This window comes from Vibrio sabulosilitoris, assembly GCF_055391395.1.
In genome coordinates, this window is record NZ_AP029599.1 from 3,322,917 (window position 1) to 3,342,012 (window position 19,096).

The 19,096-nt window shown below is 50.6% G+C and carries 18 protein-coding genes; 7 read left to right on the forward strand and 11 right to left on the reverse strand.

The window, feature by feature from the left end:
* Window positions 1-23: 23 nt before the first annotated feature.
* Window positions 24-890: a 16S rRNA (cytidine(1402)-2'-O)-methyltransferase gene (gene rsmI / locus ACZ5R2_RS15555; protein ID WP_438460944.1), complete on the reverse strand. Its 867-nt coding sequence runs from the start codon at window positions 888-890 to the stop codon at window positions 24-26.
* 62 nt (window positions 891-952) lie between these two features.
* Here rsmI and ACZ5R2_RS15560 point away from each other — a divergent pair, with 62 nt between their 5' ends.
* From ACZ5R2_RS15560 to ACZ5R2_RS15575, 4 genes are read left to right on the forward strand one after another with little or no spacing between them, the layout of a single operon-like run.
* Complete coding sequence (locus tag ACZ5R2_RS15560; RefSeq protein WP_464900214.1) at window positions 953-2,764, forward strand: penicillin-binding protein activator; 1,812 nt, start codon at window positions 953-955, stop codon at window positions 2,762-2,764.
* Entirely contained in the window at window positions 2,751-3,173 is a 423-nt protein-coding gene (locus ACZ5R2_RS15565) for a YraN family protein (protein WP_464900215.1), read from the forward strand. The genes ACZ5R2_RS15560 and ACZ5R2_RS15565 overlap by 14 nt, the downstream gene beginning before the upstream one ends.
* A gap of 15 nt (window positions 3,174-3,188) precedes the next feature.
* Complete coding sequence (locus tag ACZ5R2_RS15570; protein WP_438460941.1) at window positions 3,189-3,779, forward strand: phosphoheptose isomerase; 591 nt, start codon at window positions 3,189-3,191, stop codon at window positions 3,777-3,779.
* Window positions 3,780-3,782: 3 nt separating this feature from the next.
* Window positions 3,783-4,352, forward strand: a complete 570-nt coding sequence (locus tag ACZ5R2_RS15575; protein ID WP_464900216.1) for a BON domain-containing protein — start codon at window positions 3,783-3,785, stop codon at window positions 4,350-4,352.
* Between the two features lie 388 nt (window positions 4,353-4,740).
* Here ACZ5R2_RS15575 and sspB read toward each other — a convergent pair whose 3' ends face one another.
* The 8 genes from sspB to zapE form a co-directional block, all read right to left on the reverse strand.
* Entirely contained in the window at window positions 4,741-5,214 is a 474-nt protein-coding gene (sspB, locus tag ACZ5R2_RS15580) for a ClpXP protease specificity-enhancing factor (RefSeq protein ID WP_464900217.1), read from the reverse strand.
* 11 nt (window positions 5,215-5,225) lie between these two features.
* The gene (gene sspA / locus ACZ5R2_RS15585) at window positions 5,226-5,861 is read right to left on the reverse strand and encodes a stringent starvation protein SspA (protein WP_464900218.1); all 636 of its coding nucleotides are present in this window, start codon (window positions 5,859-5,861) and stop codon (window positions 5,226-5,228) included.
* 111 nt (window positions 5,862-5,972) lie between these two features.
* Window positions 5,973-6,710 carry a cytochrome c1 gene (locus tag ACZ5R2_RS15590; protein WP_464900219.1) on the reverse strand — a complete coding sequence of 246 codons (738 nt, stop codon included), beginning with the start codon at window positions 6,708-6,710 and terminating at the stop codon, window positions 5,973-5,975.
* A complete protein-coding gene (locus tag ACZ5R2_RS15595) occupies window positions 6,707-7,972 on the reverse strand; it encodes a cytochrome b (RefSeq protein ID WP_438460936.1) in 1,266 nt (421 codons plus the stop codon). The genes ACZ5R2_RS15590 and ACZ5R2_RS15595 overlap by 4 nt, the downstream gene beginning before the upstream one ends.
* On the reverse strand, window positions 7,972-8,565 hold the full coding sequence (petA, locus tag ACZ5R2_RS15600) for a ubiquinol-cytochrome c reductase iron-sulfur subunit (RefSeq protein WP_438460935.1): 594 nt from the start codon (window positions 8,563-8,565) through the stop codon (window positions 7,972-7,974). Before petA ends, ACZ5R2_RS15595 begins: the two co-directional genes overlap by 1 nt.
* A 309-nt stretch (window positions 8,566-8,874) precedes the next feature.
* Entirely contained in the window at window positions 8,875-9,267 is a 393-nt protein-coding gene (rpsI, locus tag ACZ5R2_RS15605) for a 30S ribosomal protein S9 (RefSeq protein ID WP_464900220.1), read from the reverse strand.
* A gap of 15 nt (window positions 9,268-9,282) precedes the next feature.
* Window positions 9,283-9,711 (reverse strand): 50S ribosomal protein L13, encoded by a 429-nt coding sequence (rplM, locus tag ACZ5R2_RS15610; RefSeq protein ID WP_438460933.1) that lies wholly within the window; start codon window positions 9,709-9,711, stop codon window positions 9,283-9,285.
* A 255-nt stretch (window positions 9,712-9,966) separates the two neighbouring features.
* A complete protein-coding gene (gene zapE / locus ACZ5R2_RS15615; protein ID WP_464900221.1) occupies window positions 9,967-11,085 on the reverse strand; it encodes a cell division protein ZapE in 1,119 nt (372 codons plus the stop codon).
* A gap of 126 nt (window positions 11,086-11,211) precedes the next feature.
* On the opposite strand from zapE, the gene zapG reads away from it, so the two are divergent.
* The 3 genes from zapG to degS all read left to right on the forward strand — a co-directional run bounded on the left by zapG (window position 11,212) and on the right by degS (window position 14,419).
* Window positions 11,212-11,682: a Z-ring associated protein ZapG gene (gene zapG / locus ACZ5R2_RS15620; RefSeq protein ID WP_464900222.1), complete on the forward strand. Its 471-nt coding sequence runs from the start codon at window positions 11,212-11,214 to the stop codon at window positions 11,680-11,682.
* Between the two features lie 134 nt (window positions 11,683-11,816).
* Window positions 11,817-13,184, forward strand: coding sequence for a DegQ family serine endoprotease (locus ACZ5R2_RS15625; protein ID WP_464900223.1), 1,368 nt, complete (start codon window positions 11,817-11,819; stop codon window positions 13,182-13,184).
* Window positions 13,185-13,342: 158 nt separating this feature from the next.
* A complete protein-coding gene (degS, locus tag ACZ5R2_RS15630; protein WP_464902389.1) occupies window positions 13,343-14,419 on the forward strand; it encodes an outer membrane-stress sensor serine endopeptidase DegS in 1,077 nt (358 codons plus the stop codon).
* Between the two features lie 293 nt (window positions 14,420-14,712).
* On the opposite strand, the gene parC is transcribed toward degS, so the two are convergent.
* Both parC and parE read right to left on the reverse strand, forming a co-directional pair.
* Window positions 14,713-16,974, reverse strand: a complete 2,262-nt coding sequence (gene parC, locus ACZ5R2_RS15635; RefSeq protein WP_464900224.1) for a DNA topoisomerase IV subunit A — start codon at window positions 16,972-16,974, stop codon at window positions 14,713-14,715.
* Window positions 16,975-16,976: 2 nt separating this feature from the next.
* Window positions 16,977-18,857 carry a DNA topoisomerase IV subunit B gene (gene parE / locus ACZ5R2_RS15640; RefSeq protein WP_464900225.1) on the reverse strand — a complete coding sequence of 627 codons (1,881 nt, stop codon included), beginning with the start codon at window positions 18,855-18,857 and terminating at the stop codon, window positions 16,977-16,979.
* Window positions 18,858-19,096: the final 239 nt, after the last annotated feature.

The following is a 19,096-nucleotide window of genomic DNA, read 5'->3' on the forward strand; positions in this document are numbered from 1 at the left end:
TGGTTGATTGGTCAATCGAGCACCTAGTTAGCCAAATTTTCTAAGCCCCACTTATACAGTGCATTTTTCTTCAGGTTGTAGATCTCAGCACACAGCGCCGCGGCTTTTTTCAGCGGCAATTCCGTGACTAAAATACCTAAGGTTCGCGTCGCCTCATCAGGCAGTGTATCGCTCACCTCTTCACGATAGCCGTGCACCAAGAGTACCATTTCGCCTCGTTGCTGATTTTCATCGCTTCGCACCCACTCAACCAACTCCCCCAAGGGCAGGTTTTGGATGGTTTCAAACGTCTTGGTCAACTCTCGCGCCAAAGCGACCTCACGCTCGGGGCCCAAAATCTCCAGCATGTCATCAAGCGAATCTAGGATACGATGCGGCGACTCATAAAAGATGCACGTGCGCTCCGCCTTGGCTATCTCTAAAAATTTATCTTTGCGCCCTTTGCTCTTGGCAGGGAGGAAGCCTTCAAAACTGAAGCGATCCGATGGCAAGCCTGACGCGCTCAGCGCCGTGATCACCGCACACGCACCCGGTAATGGCACAACCCTTACATTGGCTTGACGACATTGATTGACAAGGTGATACCCTGGATCACTGATCAGTGGGGTGCCCGCGTCAGATACCAACGCAATAGACATGCCCTGCTGCAATTTTTCGACTAAAACTTGCGCTTTTTGTTGCTCATTGTGATCATGAAGGGCATAAGTTTTGGTATTAATTGCGAAGTGAGACAATAATTTACCTGTATGGCGGGTATCTTCCGCCGCGATCAGATCCACTGAAGAGAGCACTTCGATAGCCCGTTGTGTGATATCCGCTAGATTACCAATTGGAGTTGGTACAATATAGAGCGTAGGAATGTCGTTAGGGATTGTTTTACTGTCGGTCATTTGTTTACCATCACATCAACGATTACTATAGAACTAATTTAACACGCACAAGAATAGAGCGCATGGCAAAAAAGAATCCTAAAAGATGGAGTGTACCACGCCTACTCACTCCTGTAGCACTCGCATTGACGATTGCCGCTTGTTCCACGACGCCACAAGCACCTGAAAGCGTCGATATTACTCAAGATCCGGTTCAAGACTCGCAAACCTATCTGATTCGTGCAGACAGCTCACAAGACAGCCTGCAGGTCGATTGGTTGATTATGGCGCTCAAGGCGGCAATTCAAGAGCAAGACGCAGATTTGGCTGATCGCTTGAGTACCCGCATCCAACGCCTTTCACTGACCGACATTCAGCAAGCCGAGTGGCGACTCACTCGCGCCGAACAGGCGCTGTCACAGGGCCAATATAACTCCGCATTGCAAGTGCTCAGCTTCGACAACAGCTGGTCTCTGCCTCCACAACAGTGGGAGGAGTATTTCCAATTGCGTGCTCAACTGCTTGAGCTTCAGGGACGCTTCTTCGATGCCAATCGCGAGTTGATTGCGATGAGCCGATTTGCGCCTACCTCAAGCCAGTCACTGATTTCTGAGCGTATCTGGAGCAACTTTGGTCAATATCAAGCAGCGCAGTTGTTAAGTCTACCCACTGAAGGCGAAGAGGAAGTCCTTGCCGGTTGGATTGAACTTGCTCAGCTCTATCAACGCCAGCAGGCCAATATTCCGAGCCTCAAGGCATCTCTTGAGCAATGGCTAGAGTTCAATAGCCAACACCCTGTCGCCTTTTATACCCCGCAGGTGATCAACGGTATCTTAGCTCTCGATATCAGCCTACCGACCAAAACCGCACTCTTGCTGCCACTGTCGGGTAAATACCAACCTCAAGCCGAGCTGATCCGTGATGGTTTTCTGCTTGCTATGATGAACGATGAAGGGCGCGAACCGGATAATCAGTTGACCCTGATTGACACTACTGGCATCTCAGGTGAAGAGCTTGAAGACAAGATCGTTGCGCAGCAAGTCGACTTTATTGTGGGTCCGCTGACCAAGAGCAGTGTCGAGATGCTGCAAGATGTCCAAGACATCCTGCCTAAACCGATCCCAACCTTGTCACTCAATATTCCCGAGGATATCGAGCCAGGCTTTGGCACCTGCTATCTCGCCCTGTCCCCAGAGCAAGAGGTTGCTCAAGCAGCGAAATACTTCGCCGAACAAGGTTATCAGTTCCCACTGCTCATCGCGCCGAACAACAATCTTGGTACGCGCGTCAGTGAGGCCTTCGAGGCCGAATGGCAGGAGTATGCAACCACCCCAGCCGCAATCGATTTGTTTGATAATCGCAACCAGCTGCAGCGCAATATCAACAGTGTCTTAGGTCTGCAGGAGAGCCAGCAGCGCATCGCACAAATGACGACTATCCTGGATAGCGAGCTGGAATCAGAGGCGCGCAGTCGTCGTGATGTCGACGCGGTCTATATCGTGGCAGACAGCGCTGACTTGACCCTGATCAAGCCGTTTATCGAGGTGGCCATTAACCCAGATACCACACCACCAAAACTGTACTCTAGCTCGCGCAGTAACAGCAGCTCGAAACAGTATGAGGATTTAACCGGGGTTACCTTCAGTGATATTCCACTGCTTTTGCAACCTGAGGCAGAGCTCAAGGCACAAATGGAAGAGTTATGGCCAGAGAGTTCTAAATCGCAACAGCGACTGCAAGCCTTGGGCATGGACGCGTACCACCTCATGGTTGAGCTGCCTCAGATGAAGGTGACGACAGAGGCTCGTATTCAGGGTCAAACAGGGGTGCTCAGTATCGACGAAAACTGCGTAGTTGAGCGAGAAATCAGCTGGGCGGAGTATGGGACTTTTTAGTCGCCTCTCGCGTCGAAGCTCATCTCAGGCGGATTCATCTCGCGTGAATAATCCGCCGCGGAGTGTCGGCGAGCACTATGAGACCTTGGCGCTCGAGCACTTGACTCGGCAAGGTCTTGCTCTTGTCGAGCGCAATTTTTCCACCAAGTGGGGAGAAATCGACCTAATTATGCGCCAAGGGGAGACATGGGTGTTTGTTGAGGTAAGATATCGCCACCAGGCTGACTTTGGTCACGCCGCAGAGACCGTAACGCGCACTAAAGCTCGCAAGATCATCAAGACGGCACAGATTTGGTTGGCGCGGCACAATCTACCACTGCACAGTACCGATATCCGCTTTGATGTCATCGCCTTACATCAGCAGGGAAAGCAACTAGAGTGGTACCCCAATGCAATTACAGAAAACTAATTAGGATCACAACCGATGCTCGAAAGCATTAATGACAGTTTTAAAGAAAGTATCCAGATTCAAATCGCCGCTGCAGAAGCCCTGCCTGATGCGATCACCCACGCCGCTCAAGCAATGGTGAGCAGCTTGCTCAACGGCAACAAAATCCTGTGTTGTGGTAATGGCGGCTCCTCCGCTAACGCGCAGCTCTTTACCTCGTGCTTGGTCAACCGCTTTGAAACCGAGCGCCCAAGCCTACCTGCGATTGCCTTAACTGCAGACAACACCACCCTAACCGCGGTTGCAAACGACTACCACTATGAAGAGATATTCTCTAAGCAGGTACGTGCCTTTGGCCAACCGGGAGACATACTGCTGGCCATCTCCACCAGTGGTAACAGCAAGAACATTATCAAGGCAATGGAGGCCGCGGTGACCCGAGATATGACCATCATCGCCTTTACTGGTAAAGATGGTGGCGAGATGGCCGGCCTACTCGGCGAAAATGATGTTGAGATCCGCATCCCGTCTCATCGAACCGCTCGTATTCATGAGGTGCATATGGTAACGCTACACTGCCTGTGTGACCTTGTTGATCAGGTACTTTTTCCAGCCCACGAAGAGTAAACAATGACGTTGACCAAGCTTCTTCTTACCCTAGCCGTAACAATCAACCTTGCAGGATGCGCCGGGCTATTTGTTGCTGGCGCCGCGACCACTGCCAACATTGCGACCGATACCCGCTCAACTAGCGAGATCTGGCGAGATAATAATATTGAGTTTGAGGTGGCCTCGATCACCAATCAACACCCTTATGTAGAGCGCGTGCGAGTCTCTAGTAGCTCGCACCGAGGTACAGTGGTGCTGATGGGACAATCGAAAGAAGAGGACTTGGTTGCCACATTGATTGACGAAGTACAATCGATCGAGGGCGTAACAACCGTCTACAACCAAATCCGTGATAAAGAGCCGTTGAGTGTATCCGGGATCAGCCGAGACAGCTGGCTTACCACCAAGGTAAAATCCGCGCTACTGACCGAGAAAAAGCTCAATGGAGTTAAAGTAAAAGTGATCACTGAAGATGAAGAGGTGTTTCTGCTTGGCAGCGTCTCGCATCAGCATGCCGATATCGCCACCGAGATCGCCCGCAATATCTCAGGTGTGAAAAAAGTCGTCAGAGCCTTTCAATACGCCGACTAGCCGGGAGAGGTTCGAGTTTCGGGGACGGGCTTCGCCCTGCGAGAGGCGAGAGGCGAGAGGCGAGAGGCGAGAGGCGAGAGGCGAGAGGCGAGAGGCGAGAGGCGAGAGGCGAGAGGCGAGAGGCGAGAGGCGAGAGGCGAGAGGCGAGAGGCGAGAGGCGAGAGGCGAGAGGCGAGAGGCGAGAGGCGAGAGGCGAGAGGCGAGAGGCGAGAGGCGAGAGGCGAGAGGCGAGAAAATTCTCCAACTCTGCTAACCGCTGTCAAGTATTTCACCACCTCGAGCGCAGCGTTCTCGCAGTGAAACGATCTCGATTCTCGACTCTATAAAAAAAGCCAATGGCTTTCACCATTGGCTTTAATATAGATACGATAACTAGAAACAAGCTCGATTATTTTACAACACGCAAGCTAGGTCGGCCCTTCGGTCTTGGAGCAGGCACCGGCTCTTCTTCAGCCATTACCTCTTCCGTTGCAACCGACAGGTGCTCTTCAGCAGCATCTTGTTGATCTTCATCCTCAACGATGCTCCCCATGTATGCCTCTTCAGGCTCAAACATAGTACCGGCACCATTCTCACGAGCATAAATCGCCTGCACGGCGTACAAGGGTACGATCACTGAGTGTGGGCGACCACTGAAGCGCGCATTAAACGTGATCGCTTCATTGCCCAGCTCGAGGTTACCAACTGCTCGTGGCGCCACGTTTAAGATGATTTGACCATCTTGGACAAACTCCATCGGTACACGCACGCCCGTCATTGTTGCATCAACAACCAAGTGAGGGGTTAGGTCATTGTCAACCAGCCACTCATAAAACGCCCTTAGCAAATAAGGACGTCTTGGCGTCATATTTGAAGCATCCATCCGACCGCCTATTAACGAGTAAGACGCATTTCACGTTCAGCTTCAGTCAAAGAAGCAAGGAATGAATCACGCTCAAATACGCGGTTCATGTAAACCTTGATCTCTTTTGAGCCAGGACCGCTAAGCTCGATACCCATTGATGGCAGACGCCACAACAATGGCGCTAGGTAGCAGTCGATCAAGCTGAATTCTTCACTCATGAAGTACTCGTATTCACCAAAGATTGGACCAAGCGTCAGCAGGTCATTACGCAGTTTGTTGCGCGCTGCTTCCGCTTCTTCTGGACTACCTTTCACTACTTTGTCAGCTAAAGAGTACCAGTTGCGCTCGATACGGTAGATCATCAGGCGGCTACTACCACGAGCCACTGGGTATACTGGCATTAGTGGTGGATGAGGAAAACGCTCATCGAGGTATTCCATGATAATTTTAGAATCGTACAGAGCCAATTCACGGTCCACGAGTGTCGGGACAGTTTTGTAAGGGTTTAGCTCGGCTAGCTCTGCAGGTAGATTAGTTTCATCAACCAGCTCGACTTCCACGCTGACACCTTTTTCAGCGAGAACGATACGAACCTGATGGCTATACAAATCAGATGCACTTGAAAATAGCGTCATCACAGAACGTTTATTGGCAGCTACAGCCATGGAGCCCTCCAGCACACTTAACTTAAGAAGAAAAATTCAAATAAAAAATAATGGAGGCTAGGCCTCCATTATTTATAACAATTCGGAAATTAGCACGGTATGATAGCACAATTAATGCACATCACGCCAATACTCTTTCTTCAACAGCACCACAATGATGGTAAACAGCACTAAGAAGCCCATCACCCACCAACCGAGTTTATGCCGCTCCAATTTCACTGGATCGCCAGAGTACTCAAGGAAATTAACCAGATCACGGATGGCATCATCGTACTCTTCCTGGTTGAGCTCCCCGGTCCCATCAGTGCGCACTGCCACAACGACCTGCTGCTCCTCACCGTCAACCACTCGCGTGCCATAGACTGGTTCAGGTACCCCTTGTAGCTCCTCAAGCACATGAGGCATGCCGACGCTTGGGAACACATAGTTGTTGACACCAAAAGGACGTGCCTCATCGATGTAGAACGCACGCAGATAGGTATAGAGCCAATCCGTGCCCCGCACTCGGGCAACGAGTGTCAAGTCCGGCGGCGGCGCGCCGAACCACTGTGCGGCTGCCCCTTGCGGAATCGCATTGACCATCAAATCACCGATCTTACTCTCAGGGTCAAACACCAGATTATCCATCATCAAGTCATGTGGAATACCAAGATCATCAGCTACTCGTTCATAACGCTGATACTGCTGAGCGTGACAGCCAAAGCAGTAGTTCATAAACAACTTCGCACCATTTTGCAGTGAGGCGGTGTCAGACAGGTCGTTATTGGCTTTATCGAGTGGGACACTGACGCCCGCGGCGAAAACCAATGTTGGCAGCATTGCAAATAGAACTAAAATCCATTTTTTCATTTGAATGTCACCCTCTCTGGCAGTGGTTTTGTTGCCTCATGTTTGCTGTAGAAGAACAGCAAGACAAAGAACATGAAGTAACCCAAACTGAAAATTCTCGCCATAATGGTATACACGGGTGTCGCAGGCAGCGCACCGAGGATCCCCAAGGCGATAAAGCACACGGTAAATTGAGCAATATTGATCAGATGCCACTTGCTTCGGTAACGGTACGAACGCACCTTGCAACGATCTAACCAAGGCAGCAAGAACAAGACGACGATCGCAGCGCCCATAGCGACAACGCCTAACAGCTTATCGGGTACAGCACGCAAAATGGCGTAAAATGGCGTGAAATACCATACTGGTGCGATGTGATCGGGTGTCTTAAGTGGGTTTGCCGTCTCAAAGTTTGGTGGCTCGAGGAAATAGCCCCCCATTTCTGGGTTGAAGAACAGCACGTAACAGAACAAGAACAAAAACCCTGCCACACCGATGAGATCTTTTACCGTCCCGTATGGATGGAAAGGAATTGAGTCGATGATGTCGTATTTTTTGGTGTAGTCCTCATGGAACTTGAACTGAGTTTTGTAATCGGCACCCATACTGCCTTTGGGTAGCTTTGTCTCGATACCATCCGGGTTGTTTGACCCAACCTCATGCAGCGCTAACACATGCAATACCACCAGCAACAACAGCACGATCGGCAAGGCGATAACGTGCAATGCAAAAAAGCGATTCAGCGTTGCCCCTGAGATCACATAATCTCCGCGGATCCACAAGGTGAGATCATCACCAATAAACGGTATCGCGCCGAACAGCGAGATGATCACCTGTGCCCCCCAATAGGACATCTGTCCCCATGGAAGCAAATAGCCCATAAAAGCTTCAGCCATCAGCACCAAAAAGATCAACATACCGAACAGCCATAGTAGCTCCCGGGGTTTCTGGTATGAGCCGTAAATCAGGCCGCGAAACATATGAAGATAGATGACGACAAAAAACGCCGAGGCCCCCGTTGAGTGCATGTAGCGCAGTAGCCAGCCATACTCAACATCACGCATGATGTACTCAATCGAGGCAAATGCCCCCTCGCCTGACGGTACGTAGTTCATTGTCAACCAGATACCGGTAAGGATCTGATTGACCAGCACCAACATCGCAAGTGAGCCGAAGAGATACCAAAAGTTGAAGTTCTTTGGCATGGGGTATTCTGACAGGTGCTTGCGATACGCATTCATTGCGGGCATGCGCTTTTCTACCCAGTCTAGTAGTGCTTGCATTAGGCTTCCCCTTGTTCATCGACACCGACTAAAACCTTGGTGTCGCTAACATACATATGTGGTGGTACAACTAGGTTGTACGGCGCCGGCACCCCTTGGAACACCCGTCCTGCCATATCAAACTTAGAACCGTGACATGGGCAGAAAAAGCCAGATTTCACCCCTTGAACTTGTTCACCAAAGGTATCGGGTAGGTAAGTTGGTGAGCAACCCAAATGGGTACAGATGCCGACCGCAACAAAGTACTCGGGTTTGATAGAACGATAGGTATTAACTGCGTAGGTTGGTTGCTGCTCTTCCTGAGAGCCCGGATCTCGCAGCTGACCATCTAACTCAGACAGGCCATCGACAATGGCTTGAGCACGACGAACAATCCATACTGGTTTGCCTCGCCATTCGACACGAACCATTTGCCCTTGTTCGAGCTTACCGATATCGACTTCAACCGGAGCCCCCGCAGCTTTCGCCTTGGCACTCGGATTCCACGACTTGATAAAAGGTACAGCGACAGCGACGGCACCTAACCCACCCACAACAGCAGTTGTGGCGGTCAGAAAGCGTCGACGGCCGTTATTTAGTGGCGCATTGCTCATCCAAACATTCTCCCTTTGACTCCTTTCGGGCTGGTGACGTCCCTTATCAGAGCACGGCTAACAATTCCAATTTGTTTTGTCTCTAATTGTTATCAAATGATAAAGAAAAGCCCACTTTTTGACAAGGTAAAGCTACTTTTTTGTAACATACATCAAGGGATTTGTGCTAAGCGAGTAATTTATTGATAAAACTGGGCGGATAGAGAAGAGATAAAGTCTGGGAAGGAATGCTAAGTAATAAAAAAGCCTGGTAAAAACCAGGCTTTTGCAGATTTGCTCTTGCGAACAAGTAAAACGATAATCGTAAGATTAACGCTTTGAGAACTGTGGACGACGACGTGCTTTGCGTAGACCAACTTTCTTACGCTCAACTTTACGAGCATCACGAGTAACATAACCCGCTGCACGAAGAGTTGGACGTAGAGACTCATCGTACTCCATAAGAGCACGAGTGATACCGTGACGGATAGCACCAGCTTGACCAGAGATACCACCACCTTTAACAGTGATGTATAGGTCAAGTTTCTCAGCCATTTCAACTAGCTCAAGAGGTTGCTTAACAACCATACGAGAAGTTGGACGACCGAAGTACTCATCAAGGCTACGCTTGTTGATTACGATGTTGCCGCTGCCTGGTGTAATGAAAACACGTGCAGCTGAGCTTTTGCGACGGCCAGTGCCGTAGTATTTATTCTCTGCCATTTCCTAAATCCCCAATTAGATGTCTAGTACTTTTGGTTGTTGAGCAGTGTGGTTGTGCTCAGCGCCAGCGTAAACTTTAAGCTTACGGTACATAGCACGGCCTAGAGGACCACGTGGAAGCATGCCTTTAACAGCTAGTTCGATAACCATTTCTGGTTTACGATCGATTAGCTTGTCAAAAGTGATTGACTTAAGGCCACCTGGGAATTCAGTGTGACGGTAGTAAGTCTTAGCTGCAGCTTTGTTACCAGTTACAGTAACTTTCTCAGCGTTAACAACGATGATGTAATCACCAGTGTCAACGTGTGGAGTGTACTCAGCTTTGTGTTTGCCACGTAGGCGAGATGCAATTTCACTTGCTAGACGGCCAAGAGTTTTACCTTCAGCGTCTACAACGTACCAGTCGCGTTTTACAGTTTCTGGTTTAGCAACGAAAGTTTTCATGCTAATAATCCGATAATTTAGATTTACACTTAAAGGAGCATTGCTCCCACTGACTAAGAGCCCAGTCATCACCCCTTCGAGTGGATGGCACTCTCGACCTTTAGGTTCTTTGGAACAAGTCCGCAAAACAGGTCTGCAGTAACGGTGGGTCGCAGGATTATAGAGAAGTAAGATGAAAAAATCACCTCTTTTTTCGGCAAAGTACTATTTTTTTCTTAGCCTTGCTTCTAAACGGTGTCATTCGCATCCAATCGCCTAGCCTAGGTGCTCGCGCGCAAGGTAATCGTGACTCTGCATCTCTACTAAGCGCGACTGGCAGCGAGCAAACTCAAAGCTCAGCCTGCCCTGGGTGTAGAGTGCATCAATCGCCACTTCGGCCGAGATTATCAAGGTCACGTTGCGCTCATAAAACTCATCAACCAGCGCGATAAAGCGTCTTGCCGCATCATCATTGGTCGCCCCCATCTGCTTAACCCCCTTGAGCAGAACCGTATGGTAGAGACGCGACAACTCAATGTAGTCGTTTTGGCTACGGGCAGATAAACACAACTGCTCAAAACTGGCAAACAAGACTCCCTCACAACTGGCCACAACCTCAAGCTGGCGATGATTGACCTCGATGACCTGCTCTCGTTCATCGGGCGGGCAATGCACGGTCAGTTCGGCAAAGTAACGCTCTAGGTTGCTGTCGGCCTGGGCATCGAGGGGCGCGTGATAAATCTCGGCCTGCTCTAGCGTTCTCAGGCGAAAGTCGGTGCCGCTATCGACATTAAGGATCTGACAATGGGCTTCTATCAATGCAATGGTTGGTAAGAAACGTGCGCGCTGCAGGCCATTACGATAAAGATCTTTCGGCGCAATATTGGACGTTGCCACCAAAATAATCCCTCGAGCAAATAAAGCATTAAACAGCCCAGCTAAAATCATCGCATCGGTAATGTCTGAGACATAAAACTCATCAAAGCAGATAATATCGGTCTCACTGGCGATTTGATCGGCAACGACCTCAAGCGGATCCTCAACTTCACCGAGCGCTTTGAGTTCGTCGTGGACCCGATACATAAAGCGGTGAAAATGCACTCTAAGCTTGTTTTCATTGGTTAACGCATGAAAGAAGGTGTCCATCAGGTAGGTTTTGCCCCGCCCGACACCTCCCCAGAGGTAAAGACCTTGCGGCACTGGCGACGTCACCGGCGAGCGGCCAAGCAACTTATCTATCAAACTTTGAGGTTCGGGCGTATAGCTTATGTACTGCTGGTATTCGAGAAACAGTCGATTCAATGCCGTTATCGCCACTGACTGAGCCGCATCTTTGACAAAACCATTATGAGCGACGTCATGTTGGTAACGCTCCTGCGGAGACTGCACGACCATACTCTTCTCCATCCTCAACTGAGCTATTTCACTTTATTGACTGTAAATCTCATAGTAACATGGGATTGCACCCCGTTGTAACTTACTGGTTGCAAAAAGGTTAAATAATTACAAAGAGGAAATCATATGCCTTGGATTTATGCAATTGTTGGCGTGTTAGTCGGTGCATTGGGTGGCTTTCTAGCTGCACGTTACACAGCACCAAACGAAAAGAAACAAAAAACTCTACAAAAAAACCTTGATACTGCTCAGTTTACTTTAGAGCAGCAGCGTCAAGAACTCACTGATCATTTTGCTCAAACTGCTGCTTTACTGGATACGATTGGCAAAGATTACACCAAGCTTTATCAACACATGGCTGAAACCTCACGTGAGTTGTTGCCCCAACAACCCGAGCAAGACAATCCATTTACCAAGCTTATCGGCACTAAAGAGCAAGCGAGCATTAAAAGCCCACAAAGTATCAACACAGCAGTGAATGCTGGTGAGATTGAACAAGCTCCCCGTGACTATTCGGATGAGGCAACCGGACTGCTTAAGGGTGAAGAAAAAGAGATTATCCATGCGCCTGAGATTCCAACCGCCAAGGCGTCCTAACATGTTTCTGACAATTAATTAGGAACTTAGCTAAGGTTTTTGAGTCGAAACTCGCGATGGCACGATAGATTTCCCATTTGAAAGCGCCTAGGCTATACCGATGGGAACTAAGCGTATAATTACAGGAGTTATCGATGAAAAAACCTTTACTCGCACTCACGGCATTATCTCTTAGCTTAGGGATGATCCTGTCCCCAGTCACCACACAAGCTGCCTTACCACATTCCGTTCAGGGCGAATCACTGCCAAGCTTGGCGCCAATGCTAGAGAAAGTCACCCCAGCGGTGGTCAGTATCGCGGTTGAGGGCACTCAACCCGCGCGCCAGCAGGTTCCTGAACCATTTCAGTTTTTCTTTGGTCCCGATTTTCCCGGAGAGCAACTTAGAGAGCGTCCATTTCGCGGCCTTGGATCTGGAGTGATCATTGATGCTAAGCAGGGTCATATCGTCACCAACTATCACGTTATCAGTGGCGCTGATAAGATCCGTATCAAACTCCAAGATGGGCGCGAGTACAATGCTGAGCTGATTGGTGGGGATGAGATGTCGGATATCGCCCTGCTTAAAGTCGATAAGCCGCGTGACCTGACCGAGATTTCGGTTGCTGACTCTGACAAACTTAGAGTCGGTGACTTTACCGTAGCGATTGGCAACCCGTTTGGGCTTGGCCAAACCGTTACGTCGGGGATCGTCTCGGCCCTTGGCCGAAGTGGCCTAAACCTTGAGAACTTTGAAAATTTTATTCAAACCGATGCCGCGATCAACAGCGGCAACTCGGGCGGCGCACTGGTTAACCTTAACGGTGAGCTTATCGGCATCAATACTGCGATTTTAGGTCCAAATGGCGGAAATATTGGTATTGGTTTCGCTATCCCAGCTAATATGATGACCAACCTAACCGATCAGATCCTCGAATACGGTGAGGTCAAACGCGGCATGCTCGGTGTTCAAGGTGGTGAGATCACCTCCGAGCTTGCCGAAGCGCTCGGTTATGATTCGAGCAAAGGCGCCTTTGTCAGCCAAGTGGTCCCCGATAGCGCGGCAGACAAGGCCGGTGTTGAAGCCGGGGATATCATCGTCTCAATCAATGAACGCAGCATCAGCACTTTCAGTGAACTGCGGGCTAAAGTCGCCACCTTGGGCGCTGGCAAAAAAATCAAACTGGGTGTGGTTCGTGACGGCAAGCAAAGAAGCTTTGACGTGACTTTGGGTGAGCAGAGCTCAGTCAAAACCTCCGCAGACAAACTTCACGAAGGGCTTACCGGCGCTGAGTTGACCAACACCACAGGACAAGATCCAGTTCAAGGGGTCAAGGTATCCAGTGTGGCGCAAGGCTCACCTGCTGAGAGTTACCAATTACAACAAGGTGATATCATCATTGGCGTCAATCGTCACCGAGTAGGCAATCTGGCGGAGCTGCGGAGCATCATTGAAGGCACTGAGGGTGTGCTCGCTCTTAACGTTCAACGTGGCGATCGTACGCTCTACTTGGTCATTCGCTAATCCGAGAGCAGAGCAACAACTATTGATAAAAAAGACACACAGTTGTGTGTCTTTTTTATTGTAAAAACAAATTGATATTATGGTTTGTCAGCACCCGCGGTGCTATTCTAAAGCGATCTTATCTTTTCATCGAACTCAGAGGCGACCGTCAGGTGCATATTGTTAGTTTTCTGCTGCGCTCAATTGGCTTAGGTTTAGCAACAGCGGCAATCTTGCTGCTCGTTATGCCATCTTTGCGCCAGCAGGTGTTACCAAGCCCCCATGTCCCTCAAACTGAGAATATTGATCGATTGCAAATCTCATTCAAAGATGCGGTGCGTCGCGCTGCACCTGCGGTGGTCAATATCTACAGCCGCAAGTATACCGAAAATACCCGTACTCAGCTCTCGACTCAAGGTTTGGGCTCCGGCGTTATTGTCAGTGAGAAGGGTTACATTATCACCAACTATCACGTAGTGGCTCAAGCCGACCAAATCATCGTCGCTCTACAAGATGGGCGCGTGGCTGCTGCCCAGGTAGTGGGTGTTGATCGTCGAACTGATATCGCCATCCTGCGAGTCGAAGGGGATGATTTACCCGTCATTCCACAAAACCCAGATTACAATGCCCAAGTCGGTGATATCGTGCTGGCGATTGGTAACCCGTATAACCTCGGCCAAACCACGACATTTGGTATTATCTCTGCCACCGGTCGCTCCTCTATTAGTGCTGACGGTCGCCAGGCCTTTATCCAGACCGATGCCGCCATCAATGAAGGCAACTCTGGGGGTGCCTTGGTCAACAGCCGCGGCGAGTTGGTCGGGATCAACACCGCTTCTTTTCAACAAGCGACCGATCTTGAGACCTACGGTATCTCCTTTGCGATTCCCTTTCGCCTAGCCAACCAGATAATGGAAAAGATCATTGCCGACGGTCGTGTAATTCGAGGCTACATCGGCATTGATGGGCAAGATATCAATTCTGTCACTGCGCGCCTACTTGGCGACAACCACCCTGGCGGAATCGTCGTATTGGGCATCGATCCCAATGGCCCTGCCGCAGCTGCGGGCTTTCAAACCCAAGATATTATTCTGCGCATCGATGGGCAGAAGATTAATGGTAAACAAAGCGTGATGGACCAAGTCACCGACCTACGCCCAGGCACGGATATCGATATCGTGATACTACGCGAGGGACAGGAGATGACGTTAAGGGTCACCATCGCGGAGGACTCTCGGGTCTTTACTCCTCAATAAGAAGCGAGAGGCGAGAGGCGACAGGCGAGAGGCGAGAGGCGAGAGGCGAGAGGCGAGAGGCGAGAGGCGAGAGGCGAGAGGCGAGAGGCGAGAGGCGAGAGGCGAGAGGCGAGAGGCGAGAGGCGAGAGGCGAGAGGCGAGAGGCGAGAAAATTTTCCAACCCCGGCCACCGCTGTCAAGTGCTTCACCCTCTCGAGCAAAGCGTTCTCGCAGTGAAACGATCTCGACTCTCGCCTCTTTTCCCTGCGGGGAAAACAAAAAGCCCCATGCTAGATGCATGGGGCTTTTTGCGCTTATTCCACCGACTCTTCGCCGTCTATCTCGACTCGTGTGACGCGCTGCAAACCGCGGGGCAGTAATCCGCCTCGGCGACCGCGTTCACCACGGAAGTTGTCCAGATCAGCAGGCTTGAGACCTAGTTTGCGCTTACCCGCGTAAAGGGTCAGAGAAGCACCTTGTGGTATTGGCATTAGGTGGGAGACAAACTCCTCACGCTCTTTCGCTTTGGCTGCAGGAATATTGATGATCTTATTCCCTTTACCCTTGCCCAATTGCGGCAAATCGCGGATAGGGAACATCAGCATGCGACCTTGGTTGGTGATAGCCAGAATCTCATCACTATCAATATTGTCGATCGCCAGTGGGGTCATCACCTGAGCGTTTTGCGGCAAGGTGACTAAGGCTTTACCACTGCGGTTTTTCGACAGCATATCGCTGCCCTTACACACAAACCCGTAACCGGCATCTGAGCCCATTAGCCAGAGTGCCTCATCATCACCCATCACCACTTGGGTCACATTGGTGCCCGCGGCAATATTCAAGCGACCGGTGATTGGCTCACCCTGGCTGCGCGCCGATGGCAATGTGTGTGACTCCAGCGAGTAACTGCGTCCATCATTACCAAGGAAAACGGCCTGTTGATTGCTCTTACCACGCGCTGAAGCAAGATACTTATCGCCAGACTTGTAGTTCAAGCCTGTCGCATCGACCTCATGTCCCTTCGCGTGACGGATCCAACCTTTCTCAGACAGTACCACAGTGATCGGCTCACTCGGCACAAGATCACGCTCAGTAAGCGCCTTAGCCTCAGCACGCTCAACCAGTGGCGAGCGGCGATCATCACCGTACTTCTCAGCATCGGCCTTGATCTCTTTCTTGAGCAGGGTGTTCATGCGACGCTCAGAGCCAAGTAGCTGTTCTAGCTTCTCACGCTCTTTCTCTAGCTCATCTTGCTCACCGCGGATCTTCATCTCTTCAAGCTTAGCCAGGTGGCGAAGCTTGGTATCTAGGATAGCATCAGCCTGAATATCTGTGATACCAAAGCGCTCCATCAGCACCGCTTTTGGCTCATCTTCGGTGCGGATGATCTCAATCACCTCATCGAGATTAAGATAGGCAACCAATAAACCCTCTAAGATGTGTAGGCGGGCTAGCACCTTGTCGAGGCGGAACTGAAGACGGCGACGCACGGTATCACGGCGAAACTCAATCCACTCAGAAAGGATCTGTACCAAGCCTTTGACCTGTGGACGATTGTCTAGGCCGATCATATTCAGGTTAACGCGATAGTTGCGCTCAAGGTCTGTCGATGCAAACAAGTGGTTCATCAACTGCTCACTATCGACGCGATTAGAGCGTGGCACCACCACGATGCGAGTTGGGTTTTCATGATCCGACTCGTCACGCAAGTCTTCAACCATTGGCAGCTTCTTGGCTCGCATCTGATTGGCGATCTGCTCAAGCAGTTTTGCCCCTGACACTTGGTGCGGCAGTGAAGTGATCACTATCTCGCTGCCCTCTTTATGCCACACGGCACGCATCTTGACGCTGCCCTTACCCGTGCGGTAGATCTTCTCCAGATCTGACGCTGGTGAGATAATCTCGGCCTCAGTCGGGTAATCCGGCCCCTTGACGAACTGCATCACATCAGCAAGCTCAGCCTTAGGGTTATCAATCATGTGTACAGTAGCATCGGCAATCTCACGCACGTTGTGTGGCGGGATATCGGTGGCCATACCAACTGCGATACCGGTGACACCGTTGAGCAGGATATGTGGCAGGCGTGCTGGCAGCATCTGCGGCTCTTTGATCGTGCCGTCAAAGTTTGGCTGCCAATCAACCGTGCCCTGACCAATCTCTCCCAGTAGAACCTCAGCAAACTTAGACAGTTTTGCCTCGGTATAACGCATAGCAGCGAAGGACTTCGGGTCGTCCGGAGCACCCCAGTTACCCTGACCATCCACCAATGGGTAGCGGTAAGAGAATGGTTGCGCCATCAAGACCATGGCCTCGTAACACGCTGAGTCGCCGTGTGGGTGATACTTACCCAACACATCACCGACGGTACGCGCCGACTTTTTGTATTTTGCGGCTGCCGACAAGCCCAGCTCTGACATCGCATAGATGATACGGCGCTGAACCGGCTTCAAGCCGTCCCCGATGTACGGCAGAGCACGATCCATGATCACGTACATCGAGTAGTTTAGATAAGCGTCTTCAGTAAACCTGCGCATCGGCAGCTGTTCAACGCCATCAAATGTAATTTCGTTAGACATCTCTATACCTCAGCCAAGTCACCGTTGTTTTGCAACCAAGAGCGGCGATCATCGGCACGCTTTTTACCCAGCAGCATATCCATCATCTCCATCGTCGCATCGGTATCATCGATGGTCAGCTGGACAAGACGGCGAGTATTCGGATCCATGGTGGTCTCACGCAACTGGAGTGGGTTCATCTCACCCAGACCTTTGAATCGCTGCACGTTGATCTTGGCTTTCTTCTTCGAAAGACGCTCAAGCACACCCTCTTTCTCATCGTCATCCAGGGCATAGTAGACCTCTTTACCACAGTCGATTCGATACAGAGGCGGCATGGCCACATAAATGTGTCCCGCTTCAACCAGCGCACGGAAGTGACGCGTGAACAGCGCGCACAACAGTGTCGCAATGTGCAGACCATCCGAGTCCGCATCGGCTAGGATACAGATTTTACCGTAGCGCAGACCGGATAAGTTATCGTTATCGGGATCAATTCCCAGCGCCACTGAGATGTCGTGCACTTCTTGTGAAGCCAGAACCTGATCGGCAGACACTTCCCAAGTGTTGAGGATCTTACCGCGCAGTGGCATCACCGCCTGAAATTCTCGATCACGCGCCTGCTTGGCCGAGCCACCTGCCGAGTCACCCTCGACAAAGAAGATTTCGGTACGATTTAAATCTTGTACAGAGCAATCGGTCAGCTTACCTGGTAGCGCAGGCCCGGAGGCCACTTTCTTACGCACTACTTTTTTACTCGCACGCATTCGGCGGTGAGCGTTGGCAATACAGACCTCAGCCAGCTGCTCGGCGAGCTGCGGCTTTTCGTTCAGCCACAGGCTGAACACATCTTTAACTACCCCAGAGACAAACGCGGCGGTTTGGCGTGAAGACAAGCGCTCTTTGGTTTGGCCAGCAAACTGTGGGTCTTGCATCTTAACCGATAGTACGTAAGAGCAGCGATCAAAGACGTCATCACCGGTGAGTTTAACACCACGCGGCAGTAGGTTACGAAACTCACAGAACTCGCGCATCGCATCCAGCAGGCCCTGGCGCAAGCCATTAACATGCGTGCCACCTTGTGCGGTTGGGATCAGGTTAACGTAGCTCTCGGTGATCATCTCACCACCTTCCGGCTGCCAGATCACCGCCCAAGTCGCGGCTTCAGTTTCTGCAGAAAACTCACCGGTAAATGGCTGCTCTGGAAGCACTGGATAGCCCTTCACACCCTCAGCAAGATAGTCTTTTAGACCATCTTCATAGTGCCACTTGTACTCTTTGCCATTGACCTTGTCACTGAAGGTGATCTCAAGCCCAGGGCACAGCACCGCTTTGGCGCGTAGGTTATTAACTAGGCGAGTGACAGAGAAGTTAGCCGAATCGAAGTACTTAGCCTCAGGCCAAAAGTGAACACTGGTGCCCTTGTTACGGCGACCACAGGTCCCCGTAACCGTCAAATCAGACACCTTATCACCGTGCTCGAAGGCGATTTCATACACCTGACCATCACGACGCACCGTGATCTCGACACGTTTGGACAGGGCATTCACTACCGAGATACCAACGCCGTGAAGACCACCAGAGAACTGGTAGTTCTTGTTTGAGAACTTACCACCTGCGTGCAGCTTACATAGGATAAGTTCAACACCTGAGACTTTCTCTTCTGGGTGAATATCAACCGGCATACCGCGGCCGTCATCAATCACCTCGAGTGATTGGTCGGCGTGCAGGATCACCTGCACCTTCGAGGCATGTCCCGCAAGCGCTTCATCGACACTGTTGTCGATCACTTCTTGACCCAAGTGGTTAGGTCGCGCTGTATCCGTATACATCCCTGGTCGGCGACGTACGGGCTCTAAACCATTAAGAACCTCAATGGCTCCAGCATTATATTGTTCTGTCATAGTACGGAATAATAATGTAGGTAAATAATAAGATTACTTTGCAGGCATTATCGGACGGTTTTACTGACCTCCGTCAAAAGCATGGAAAGTGGGCGAGGTTTGTTCGCCAAGCATTGCAAAGTATAGGGCCATCATAGTCTGACCCCAACCTCGTTATGTCAAGTGAGTTGACAGAGGATCAACAAAAAACATGACGCTTTCCGCAATGAGTGCGCGGATAGTGTTCATTTTAGGAGAGC